Below are 10,935 nucleotides of genomic sequence, written 5' to 3'. Positions count from 1 at the left end.
CCCCTGGGTGGGACGGGGCGCAGCCCCTCCACGAGGGGCGCGGGGAACGGCGCGGCCAGCCCCCACGTTCAGGGGCGCGGGGAACTGCGCAATCGGTTGGGTCCGCCCCCACCGGCCCGCAGACGGACGCGGTTCTTCAGGGGCGCGGGGAACTGCGCGAACGGCCTCCGCCGGGACGCGGCGGGACGCTCAAGGCTGCCAGCGGCCCCCCGACAGGCGGGCGAACGCGTCGGCCAGATCCGGCGGCATGGCCTCACGCACATGCAGCGCCATCACGAGAAACCACCCCTCCCGCCCCCGGAACAGCCGCGGCGGCTCCACCGCCCCCGGCCGCAACCGCACATGCGGCCCGTACACCCGCTGGTTGCGCCCCCGGACGTACACCTGCCGGACGCGGACGGCGAGGACGTCGTCCCACGCGTACGCCGCTCGATGCCGCCCCTTCGACACGGTGATCCCCCAGTGGTCGATCCGCAGGGTCATGCGCATCTTCGGCAGCAGGAGCGCGAACACGTTGACGGACAGCGCGAAGCCGGGCCAGAACAGCACGCTGCTCCAGCCCATCGCGTTGTCCCAGTTGCCGGTCGCGGCCATGCGCACCGCCGAGAGCACCATGAACAGACCGCACAGCGGCCAGTGCCCCAGCGGCAGACGCCGGTCACGGGCGTCGACGACGTACTCGTGGTCGTTGGACACGACGGTGTAGCCCCGCAGTTCGTGCAGCGGCGGCGGACGGTCGAGGAGCCCGGACAGCCGGTCCGGCCGGTGCGACCGGTGCGACCGGTGCGGCTGGGGACCCGTCACCGTGAACGGCTGCCGCGGACCGGCCCCGGTGGGGGCGGCCGGGGGCCGGGCCGCCGCGGGCACGGCGGCCGGACGCCCCGCCAGGTGTTCCTGCAGTCTGAGGTGCCGGAACCGGTACGTGCCGCCGTACCGCTGAAGCAGTCCCCCGCCGTACGCGTCCCGCAGGAACTCCATGAGGGACCAGGGCACCCGGCCGAGTACGGCCAGCCATGCCTTGGAGACCACCCACAGGCACCAGGGGCTGACGGCGACCAGGACGATCACCGCGCCCGTCATGCCCTTGGCGAAGGCGACCCAGAAGTCGACCGTGCCGTGCCCGGTCAGCAGACTGTGCGCCCCGGTACCCAGGCCGATCAGCGGGGCGACCACGCCGAGGGTGAGCAGGCCCGCGCGGCGCTCGTCCGCCAGGAGTTCGTCCGGGGTCGCCGCGTCGACCGTGTCGGCGGGCGCGGCGATCACGAGCATCACGAGCGCGGGCAGGACGAAGCCGAGGACGGCCTGAGCCGTGAACGCCTCGCTGTGGTACATCCCCTGCGCCGTGAGCAGGAAGAACGCGGCGGGCACCACGAGGATGGCGAGCGAGGTCAGGGCGCGGCGCACGGAGGCCGCCCGGGTCGCGGAGCGCAGTGCGGCACCGGCCTTGAAGGGGTTGGCCCTGCGGCGCGGTTCCCAGAAGCGGTCGCCGTACCACTGGAGCGTGGTCAGCTGGATGCCGGTGGCCATGACGGCGGCGCCGAACAGGTAGTTGCGGTCGAACATCTCGATGTTCAGCTGGGGCGAGTCGCTGTAGGTGTCCTCCACGCGCGTCACCACGGCCATCATCGACTCGGCGAGCACGATGCACAGGGCCACCAGGGTCGGTATCGCGAGCAGCCGTGCCGCCCTGGCCCGGTTCAGCCGCCACCAGGCGAACTCTCCGGTGCGGTGGCGTTCCAGTTCGCGGGCGAGGAACTCGAGCCAGCCCCGGGCGCGGGCGGGGTTCCACTGCCCCGGTGCGTGCAGCCGCTCGCTGTCGTGGGCGCGGGGTGCGAAGGCGGCCGGGACCACCGTGTCCATCAGATGGCTCTCGACGGCCTCCCTGGTGGGCAGCCGGGCGCGGTCGGCGAGGCGGCCCGGGTCGGTGTGGGCCGGCCGGTGGGCGCGTCGGGCGAGCCAGATCATCAGCGGGGTGGAGAGTGCCTGGCCGAGGGGTCCTTCGGGGTGCTCGGCGAGTTCGTCGAGGACCGGGCCCCACTGTTCGTGCCGTTCCCGGTCGGCCGTGCGCAGCAGATGGACCGCGGCGTCGCGCGGGCCCACCGGCAGGGCCTCGATGTCCGAGGTGCCCACGGCCCTGACGTCGAGTGTCCGGTACTCCTGGGTCCGGGAGGCCAGGACGAAGCCCAACTCCCTGGGCGCGGAGTTCAGTTCGCGGACCACGGCGGCCCTGCGGTGGTCGGGCAGTTCGTCGAGGCCGTCGAGTACGGGCAGGACGCGCCCGTCGCGTACGAGGCGGCGGGCGGGATGCGCGCCGGTCACCCAGGGCAGTCCGGGGTGGTCCTCGGTGAGCCGGGTGACCAGCCAGTCGCGCAGCCCCACGCTCTCCGCGTCCCACGACTCCAGGGAGAGGAGGAGCGGGACGGGTACGCCCCGGTCGCCGGGCACGCGGCGGGTCACATCGCCCAGATGGCGTGCGGCGAGCAGGACGACGGTCATGGCGAGCAGGGTCGACTTGCCGGAGCCGGGGCCGCCGAGCACGAGGAGGCGTCGTGCGTCCAGGCCGAGCAGGGTGTCCGCGATGTCACCGAGCCGGTCGCTGCGCGCGGGCCGTGGCGCGGTGACGTCCGTGGCCGGGGCTGTGCTGCCTGCCGGTGCCGTTCTGCCGGCCGGTGCTGTGCTGCCGGCCGTTGCTGTGCTGCCGGTGGGGGCCGTGGTTCCCCAGCGGGCGAGCCAGCGCACGGCGAGGGGGCCCTCGATGTCGCCGAGTTCCCAGGCGGCCACCTCGGCCGACCACTGGGCGCGTACGGACCGGGCGAGTTCCTCGGCCGCGGTGTCGACGGGTTCGCGCGGAGGCGGCAGGTTGACGACGAGGTCGCCCTGGATCCAGCCCGCCTGGACGAGGTATTCGATCGTGCTGTCGCGCACGATGTTGCGTACCTCGGACGGTGGTCTCCAGTCGTCCCGTCCGCCCCGTAGCGTTTCCATGAGCAGATTGTCACCGTGCGCATGCTGCCCGTCACGCGAACTCACAGCATCGGCACACCTGTTGGCTCGTTCACACCTGCGATGCCCTGATGCTGTCGGCGTTCCTGGTGTTCTCGGCGTTCTCGGCGTTCTCGACGGCCTCGATGTCCTCGGGGCGGTGCAGTTCCGTCCTGCGGAGGATGAGTTGGCGTCCCAGCCGGAGGGTGGCGCGGGAGGCGGGGACCGGGTCGGGCAGGGTCGTCAGGTCGGTGAGGTGGGCGAAGCCGATGACGCGGCGGACGATCTCGGTGCCCGCGAAGCCGACCGCGTCGGTCCAGACGCGGCGCAGGAAGCGGTCGAGGTAGGCGTCGTCGAAGAAGGTGTCGACGCGGGTCGGCCACAGGCGGCGGAACTCGGACTCGAACCCCTCCCAGGAGAGGCGGAGTTGGGCCGCGTGGTCGGTGACCGTGTCGAGGGCCCGCGCCCGGGCCGTGGCGACGAGGACGTTGGCCCAGTACAGGCCGATGTCGTAGCCGATCGGGCCGACGAAGGAGAACTCGGGGTCGAAGACCCGGATCACGGGGGCGTCGTCGCGTTCGCCGACCATGACGCTGCCGGTGTGCAGGTCGCCGTGGAGCAGGGCCTGCGCGGACGTCATGAAGGTGTGGCGCAGGTCGGCGACCTCGGTGCGCAGCCGGGTGTCGGCGCGGAACCCGGCGGCCAGGTCGTCGAGTTCGGGAAGCCAGTGGTTGTGCTCGTGCTCGACGTACGGCTCGGAGAGGACGACGTCCTCGGTGATCCTGCACAGCTCGGGGCTGACGGAGGCGGCGATCAGAGCCTTGCGTTCGGCGGACGGCATCCCGAAGTCGCTGGTGGCGAAGGTGAGTTGGGCGACGAACTCGCCGATCCTGCGTGAGGTGTCCGGGCCGTAGGAGGCACCCTCGTTGAGGACCGTGCGCAGGACCTCCAGGTCGGACATGTCCTCCATGACGAGGGCGTAGTGGCCCGGGTCGTAGCCGTGGATCGCTGGGATCTTGTCCGGGGCGACCCTGGCGACCTGCTCGTAGGCGCGGGCCTCGGCGTCGGCGCGCTCGGGGCTCATCGGCCAGGAGGGGCCCGCGACCCGGACCCAGGGCAGGGCCTGCTTGACGGCGAGGCCGCGGGTGCCGGCGCCGTTCGACGCGAGGAACACGCGGTTCATGTTGCCGTCGGAGACCTCGCGGACGTGGATGTCGGCCAGGTCGTCCCAGTGGCCGCGCTCGCGCAGGTACGCGGGCACGTCCTCGGTCTCCAGGATGCGGTAGCCCATGTGAACGGTGAACTCCCTTATGCGGTGCGGCGCTTGGACAGGGTGAAGCTGAAGATCAGGGCGAGGATGAGGACCGCGCCCTCGACGACGTCCTGCGTGTAGTACGGCAGGCCCTTGATGGTCAGGCCGGTCGTGATGATGCCGATCAGGACGGCGCCCAGGGCGGTGCCCCAGACGTTCGGGCGGCCCCGGCCGAGCACGGAGGTGCCGACCAGGGCGACCGCCACCGCCTCCAGGAGCTGGGAGGTGCCGGCCGAGACGTCTCCCTGGCCGATGCGGGAGGCCAGGATGAGGCCGCCGATCGAGGCGAGGACGCCGGACAGGACGTACGCCAGGGCCCGGTAGGCGCCGACGCGGATGCCGGCCAGCCGGGAGGCCTCCGGGTTCGCGCCGATCGCGTACAGGACGCGACCCCAGCGGGTGCGGGCGAGGAACACCCAGGCCACGACCGTGAGCGCGCCGAAGATCAGTACGGAGACGGGGATGCCGAGGACCGTGCCGCGGTCGATGCGCAGGAAGCCCTCGGTGAACTTCCCCGGCGCGGTGGAGCCGTCGGCCTGGGTCATGCCGGGGGTGACGGACTGGCCGTCGACCAGGACGAGTTTGGTGCCCTGGATCACGAACATCGTGCCCAGCGTGGCCAGCATGTCGGGGATCTTGAGGACCACGATCAGCAGGGCGTTGAGGAGCCCGGCCAGCGCGCCCGCCGCGATCACGGCGAGGATCGCCACGAGACCGACCTGGTTGTACGAGACCATCGTCTTGGCGGCGACCGTCACGCCGAGACCCGCGACCGCGCCGACGGACATGTCGATGCCGCCCACCGCCATGGTGAGGGTGACGCCCAGGCCGAGGATCGCGGCGACGGACACGTACCGGAGGGTGTCCAGGAGCGTCGCGGAGTCGCGGAAGGACGGCTCGCTGAGCGCGAAGTAGGCGAAGAGCGTGACGGTGACGAAGATGAAGCCGTACTTGATGACGGCGCTCTGGACCCGCAGGGCCGGGGAGGTCGCGGGCGGCAGGGCCGCCTTGGTCGGCACCTCGGTGCTCTGGGTGGTGGTCATGGCGTGCTTCCCCGAACTTCCCGGTGTGACTTCGTGCGTGGTTTCGTGCGCGACTTCGTGAGTCGCTTCGCGGTGGCCGGCATCAGACGGACGCCGAGATGGTCCGGATGACGCGGTCGCGCTCCGCGTCCTCGCCGTACGCGTCGAGGTGGATCTCTCCCGCGGCGAGGACGACGACCCGGTCGGCGACCTCCAGGACCTCGTCCACGTCGGCGGACAGGACGAGGACCGCGGCGCCTTCGGCGGCCAGGGCGCGGGCACGGCGGCCGATGTCACGGCGGGCGCCGATGTCCACGCCTCGGAACGGCTCGTCCAGGATGAGGACACGGGGTTTCTCGGCGAGCCACCGGCCGACGACGATCTTCTGCTGGTTGCCGCCGGACAGTTCCTCGACCGTGCTGTGCTCGTCGCGGGCGACGACGCCTAGCTGTTCGATGGTGTCGCGGCCGAGGGCGTTCTCCCTGCGCCGGTTCACCAGCCCGGCCGTGGAGAGGGAGCGCAGGAACGGCAGGGAGACGTTCTGGGCCAGGGACCAGCCGGGGACCAGGGCGTCGGCGTGCCGGTCCTCGGGGACGAGGTGCACACCCCGGCGGATCGCGTCGGCGGGGCGGCGGGGCGCGTACGGCTTGCCGTCCAGTTCGACGGTTCCGCTCGGGAACGGTTCGGCGCCGAAGAGGCCGCGGGCCAGTTCGGTCTTGCCCGCGCCCAGCAGCCCGACCACGCCGGTGACTTCGCCCGCCCGGAGGTCGAGGTCCTGGGGGGTGCGGCCGGGGAGCAGTGGTACGCCCTTGAGTGAGACGGCGATCTCACCGGAGCCGGTGCCTGTGCTCGCATCGCTGCCCGGGGCCTGCTTGGCGTCCGACGGGCGGGCCGTCCGGGCGCCCTGGGCCTGGGCGAGCATCGCGCGCAGGGCGCGGTCCCAGTCGAACGGCTTGGCCTGCTCCTCGGTGAGACGGCCGTCCCGCAGGACGACCAGCCGGTCCGCCAGTGCGTCGATCTCACCGAGGCGGTGGGAGACGTACAGGACGGCGATGCCGTCGTCCCGCATCCGCTCGACGAGCGCGAACAGGCGCTCGGCCTCGGCGGCGGAGAGCGCGGAGGTCGGTTCGTCGAGGACGAGGAGACGGGGGCTGGTCGCGAGGGCGCGGGCCAGGACGAGCAGTTGCCGGTCGGAGATGCCGAGTTCGGTGACGTCCCGCTTGAGGATCTGGTCGCTCCAGCCGAGGTCGAGCGCCGACTGGATCTCCCGAGCGCGGGCCAGCAGCCTGCGTCCGTCGAGGAACGGGTTGCCGCGCCGCTGGGCCAGTTCCTCGAAGACGAGGTTCTCGGCGACGGTGAGGCCGGGGACGATCCCCTCGCCGATGCGCTGGTGCACGGTCTGGATGCCCAGTTGGCGGGCGGCGAGCGGGGACTGGAGCGCGGCGGGTCCGCCGTCCACCTCGACCTGGCCGCTGTGGTCGGTGTGCACCCCGGACAGGATCTTGATCAGGGTGGACTTGCCCGCGCCGTTGGCGCCGAGCAGTGCGACGACGCTGCCGGGCGCGATGTCCAGCGAGACGGACTCCAGGACCGTCTTCCCGCCGAAGGCCATGCCGACGCCGCGCAGGCTGACCGCGGCGGACGTGCCGGCGGGCCGGTCGCCGGGCTGATCAGCGGCCTGGTCAGTGGGCGACATTGGGGATCCAGTCGGCCGTGCTGACCTTGGCGAGGTTCAGCGCGGGCAGTGCCTCGCGCAGCTGGTCCATGTTCGCGATGTTCTTGCTCTTCAGGAAGTCCTGGGTGATCGCGACGGCCGGGAACTCGACCGAGGTCCTGTTCAGCTGTCCGGCCAGTTCCAGGGCCGCGGTCCGTACGACGGCGGCGCCGACCGCCGAGGGGTCGGTGCCCGCGGTGGCCACCCAGGGGCTGTCCTTCGCGGTCATGTTCTGGATGTCGGCGTTGGAGACGTCCGCGCCGAAGACCTTCACCTTGCCCTGGAGCTTCTTGTTGTTGACGGCGAGGACGGTGCCCTTGGCGAGTTCGTCGTAGGGGGCGAAGACGCCCGCCACGTCCGAGTGCTGGGTGAGCGCGGCACTGACCAGGGGCACGTTGTCGGTGGCCGTGGAGTCGGTGACCTTGCCGACCTTGAACGCCTGCTTCCAGCCGTTGGCGTCGGCCGTCTTCTTCCAGACGCTGTCGCGCTTGTCGAGGGCCGCGTACCCGGCGACGTTGACGTAGCCGACCTTGGCGTCCTTGCCGAGTTCGCCGGCCATCACGTCGAGGACGGCCTGGGCCATGCTGGCGTCGTCCTGCTTGGTGCTGACGACCGACTTGTTCGTGGTCTCCACGTCGTAGACGACGACCTTGATGCCCTTCTTCACCGCCTTGTCGATCTCCGGCTGGATCGTGGCGGGGAAGCCGTGGTCGACGATGATCGTCTTCGCCCCGGAGTTGATGGCCGAGGAGAGGTCGGTGGCCTGCTTGGCGTTGTCCGCCTGAGCGTCGTACACCGTCAGGTCGATGCCGAGGGCCTTCGCCTGGGCCTTCGCCCCGTTGCCCCACTGCTCGAAGTAGTCACCGGCACCGCTCTGCCGGACCAGCGCGACCTTGACCTTGCCCTCACTGAACGGCGCGGGCTTCTTTCCGGTGGCGGTGGCGGCGGGCGCGGCGCTGTCGGCGGTCTTCTCCGAGGCGTCCGACGACTGCGAGCAGCCGGCGAGGAGGAGCGCGGAGGCGGAGGCCAGCGAGAGCGCGGCGAACGGCAGACGGGTTCGGGGCAGACGGGTACGAGTACCGGGCATGACGGCTCCAGGAGCGGTGCGGGGAGGGGGAGAAGAGGGCGTGCGGAGTGCGGGGGTGCCGGTCCGGAGCGCCGGGCGGGGGCCGATTCAGGCCATGGCCGCGGGCGGGTCAGCGACAGCGGGCTGTGGTCGACCGGAGCAAGTCCACGTACAGCCGCCGCACGAGCAGCAGCGTCTTCATACGCAGATCATGAGAACGTTTCCAGCCAGCCGTCAAAGTATTGGGACGGGATTCTCAGTTGTTGAGACAACAACTTCGTCACACTCGGCCGACCGCCGGTCGGGAGTTACGATCTCGGGACCGGCACCCGACCCGGGACAGTGAGGTCTCCGATGGCGACACCAGGCGCGACAGCGACACACCGCTGTACCGGCGCGGCGTGTCGCGGCTGATCACGGGTCCGGACCCCGACGTCGAGATCCCTGTTCGAGCCGCCGCGCGGCCCGAGCCGCCCGCGATCGGACCGGTCCGACGGCCTGTCCAGTATCCGGACAGGCGTCCACCGCCTTCCGCCGTCCCTTCCCACCCCTGGAGTTGTTCCCATGACCCTGCTGACCACGTGGCCCGAGTCCGGACCCGAGACGACCGTGCGCCGCACCTCCGAGCCCGCCGAGATCGCCGCCGCGCTCGCTCCGCTCGGCGTGCGCTACGAGCAGTGGCCGGTCCGCGAGGACGTTCCCGCGGACGCCGACACCGAGACCGTCTTCGCCGCGTACGGCCGGGAGATCGACAAGCTGAACGCCGAGGAGGGCTTCACCACGGTCGACGTCCTCGGGCTGCACCCGAGCGACGACCCGGAGTTCCCGGCGAAGGCGAAGGCCGCGCGGGAGAAGTTCCTCCAGGAGCACACGCACGACGACGATGACGAGGTCCGGTTCTTCGTCGCGGGCTCCGGGATCTTCTACCTGCACGTGAACGGCGAGGTGCACGCCGTGTTCTGCGAGAAGGGCGACCTGCTGGGCGTGCCGCGCGGCACGACGCACTGGTTCGACATGGGGACCTCGCCGGCGTTCACCGCGATCCGGTTCTTCCACGAGGAGGACGGCTGGATCGGCAGCTTCACCGGTTCCACCATCGCCGGCCGCTTCCCCGACTACGACACCATCGCGGCGGGGTACGAGCAGGACCGGGCCGCGGCGTGAGCCTGCGGCCGGCGTTCGACGTGGACGCCGTGGTGCTCGACATCGAGGGCACCACGAGCGCCACGGGCTTCGTCGTCGACGTCCTCTACCCGTACTCGCGCTCCCGGTTCGGGGCGCTGCTGACGGAGCGGGGCGACGATCCGGAGGTACGGCGGGCGGTCGCGCAGGTGCGTGAACTGCTCGGCGAGCCGGACGCCGACTCCGTACGCATCGAGAAGGCGTTGAACGAGTGGCTCGACGGGGATGTGAAGGCGACCCCGCTGAAGACCCTTCAGGGCCTCATCTGGTCCGACGGGTTCGCCCGGGGCGACCTGGTCTCGCACTTCTACGACGACGTGGTGCCGGTGCTGCGGCGGTGGCACTCCGCCGGCGTACGGCTGCACGTGTACTCGTCCGGGTCCGTGGCCGCGCAGCGCGCGTGGTTCGCCAGCAGCCCCGACGGTGACCTGCTGCCGCTCGTCGACGGGCTGTACGACACGGAGAACGCGGGGCCGAAGCAGGAACCGCAGTCGTACCGGCGGATCGCCGCGGCGACCGGTACGGAGGCCGGGCGCCTCCTCTTCCTCTCCGACCGGCCCGGCGAGCTGGACGCGGCCCGTGCGGCGGGGTGGCACGCCGTGGGGGTCAGGCGGGCCGGGGAGCCGTACTACGAGCAGGGCGTCGGGGATCACGCGCAGGCGGGTTCGTTCGACGAGATCGAGATCATCGGCGGCGGCACCAACAGCGGTACCGGTACCAGTACTTCAAGGAGCAGCACGTGAGCACGGACGTCAGCACGCGCGAACTGGAGGAGGCCGGGGCCGTCCTCGCGGCCGAGTCCGCCCGCTTCGCGTCCTTCGGCTGGATGCGCGGCACCTCCGGGAACCTGTCCGTGGTGCTCTCCCGCGATCCGCTGCTGCTCGCGGTCACCGCCAGCGGCCACGACAAGGGTGAACTGACGCCGGCGGACGTCGTGCTGGTCGACGGGCGGGGGTCCGCGGTGAGCGGCGGCAAGCCGTCCGCGGAGGCGGCGCTGCACGCGCGGGTGGCCGCGCTGACCGGTGCGGGTGCCGTCGTGCACGTGCACACGGTGGCTTCCGTCGCGCTGGGGCGGCGGTCGCCGGGCGGGATCGTGCTGTCCGATCTGGAGATGCTGAAGGGGGTGGGGGTGCCGGCCCATGGTGTGGAGGTGACGCTTCCCGTCATCGCCAACAGTCAGGACATGGGGGTGCTCGGGGATCGGCTGGAGGCCGCGCGGGATTCTCGGATGCCGGCGGTTGTCGTGGCGGGCCACGGTCTGTATGTCTGGGGAGACTCGCCTCGGCAGGCCCGCCACCACACGGAGGTGGTGGAGTGGCTGCTGGAACTGGAACTTACGGGGCGTTGAGGGGGGTTGATCGCCTGCGGGCCGGTGGGGGCCGGTCGCGCAGTTCCCCGCGCCCCTTCACCACGAAGGCCGTTCGCCGACTGCGGGTGCGTCAGCCTGCGGCGCTGGTTGTTGGTTTGCTGCGGGTGTGTGGGGGCTGAGCGCGCAGTTCCCCGCGCCCCTTAAAGGCAAAAGCTGGGGCGCAGCCCCGCTTTTGAGGGGCGCGGGGAACGGCGCGGCCCGCCCCCCCCCCCCCCCAGGCTCAACACCGGCCCCGCCCCCAACCCCCCCACCTGCGCGGGGTCAACCTCCGGCAGCCCCCACTACGGC

At 71.7% G+C, this 10,935-nt stretch carries 8 protein-coding genes; 3 read left to right on the top strand and 5 right to left on the bottom strand.

The features are described from left to right. Window positions 1-189: 189 nt before the first annotated feature. The 5 genes from ACFVH5_RS41650 to ACFVH5_RS41630 form a co-directional block, all read right to left on the bottom strand. Complete coding sequence (locus tag ACFVH5_RS41650) at window positions 190-2,985, bottom strand: NACHT domain-containing protein (RefSeq protein WP_385838885.1); 2,796 nt, start codon at window positions 2,983-2,985, stop codon at window positions 190-192. A gap of 70 nt (window positions 2,986-3,055) precedes the next feature. After that, on the bottom strand, window positions 3,056-4,273 hold the full coding sequence (mtnK, locus tag ACFVH5_RS41645; protein ID WP_385838884.1) for an S-methyl-5-thioribose kinase: 1,218 nt from the start codon (window positions 4,271-4,273) through the stop codon (window positions 3,056-3,058). Window positions 4,274-4,290: 17 nt separating this feature from the next. Further along, entirely contained in the window at window positions 4,291-5,337 is a 1,047-nt protein-coding gene (locus ACFVH5_RS41640; RefSeq protein ID WP_385838882.1) for an ABC transporter permease, read from the bottom strand. Window positions 5,338-5,419: 82 nt separating this feature from the next. Then, window positions 5,420-7,012, bottom strand: a complete 1,593-nt coding sequence (locus tag ACFVH5_RS41635) for a sugar ABC transporter ATP-binding protein (RefSeq protein ID WP_385838881.1) — start codon at window positions 7,010-7,012, stop codon at window positions 5,420-5,422. Next, window positions 6,999-8,117, bottom strand: a complete 1,119-nt coding sequence (locus ACFVH5_RS41630; RefSeq protein WP_384816336.1) for a substrate-binding domain-containing protein — start codon at window positions 8,115-8,117, stop codon at window positions 6,999-7,001. The genes ACFVH5_RS41635 and ACFVH5_RS41630 overlap by 14 nt, the downstream gene beginning before the upstream one ends. 543 nt (window positions 8,118-8,660) lie before the next feature. Between ACFVH5_RS41630 and ACFVH5_RS41625 the strand changes: the two genes are divergently transcribed. Genes ACFVH5_RS41625 through mtnB form a run of 3 tightly spaced genes read left to right on the top strand, consistent with a single transcriptional unit; the run spans window position 8,661 to window position 10,626 of the window. Continuing rightward, window positions 8,661-9,260, top strand: a complete 600-nt coding sequence (locus ACFVH5_RS41625) for an acireductone dioxygenase (protein WP_107021041.1) — start codon at window positions 8,661-8,663, stop codon at window positions 9,258-9,260. 2 nt (window positions 9,261-9,262) lie between these two features. Beyond that, window positions 9,263-10,021, top strand: coding sequence for an acireductone synthase (mtnC, locus tag ACFVH5_RS41620; protein ID WP_385838886.1), 759 nt, complete (start codon window positions 9,263-9,265; stop codon window positions 10,019-10,021). After that, window positions 10,018-10,626 carry a methylthioribulose 1-phosphate dehydratase gene (mtnB, locus tag ACFVH5_RS41615; RefSeq protein ID WP_385838880.1) on the top strand — a complete coding sequence of 203 codons (609 nt, stop codon included), beginning with the start codon at window positions 10,018-10,020 and terminating at the stop codon, window positions 10,624-10,626. The genes mtnC and mtnB overlap by 4 nt, the downstream gene beginning before the upstream one ends. The last annotated feature ends 309 nt before the right edge of the window (window positions 10,627-10,935 follow it).

Source organism: Streptomyces sp. NPDC127119, assembly GCF_042677425.1.
In the GTDB taxonomy this organism is placed as follows: domain Bacteria; phylum Actinomycetota; class Actinomycetes; order Streptomycetales; family Streptomycetaceae; genus Streptomyces.
This window is presented reverse-complemented; position numbering and strand designations above follow the sequence as displayed.

Excerpts from the sequence above, each read along its gene's own strand:
- ACFVH5_RS41635 (WP_385838881.1), bottom strand. The coding sequence starts at position 7,012 with ATGTCGCCCACTGACCAGGCCGCTGATCAGCCCGGCGACCGGCCCGCC.
- ACFVH5_RS41625 (WP_107021041.1), top strand. The coding sequence starts at position 8,661 with ATGACCCTGCTGACCACGTGGCCCGAGTCCGGACCCGAGACGACCGTG.
- ACFVH5_RS41630 (WP_384816336.1), bottom strand. The coding sequence starts at position 8,117 with ATGCCCGGTACTCGTACCCGTCTGCCCCGAACCCGTCTGCCGTTCGCC.
- mtnK (WP_385838884.1), bottom strand. The coding sequence starts at position 4,273 with ATGGGCTACCGCATCCTGGAGACCGAGGACGTGCCCGCGTACCTGCGC.
- ACFVH5_RS41650 (WP_385838885.1), bottom strand. The coding sequence starts at position 2,985 with ATGGAAACGCTACGGGGCGGACGGGACGACTGGAGACCACCGTCCGAG.
- ACFVH5_RS41640 (WP_385838882.1), bottom strand. The coding sequence starts at position 5,337 with ATGACCACCACCCAGAGCACCGAGGTGCCGACCAAGGCGGCCCTGCCG.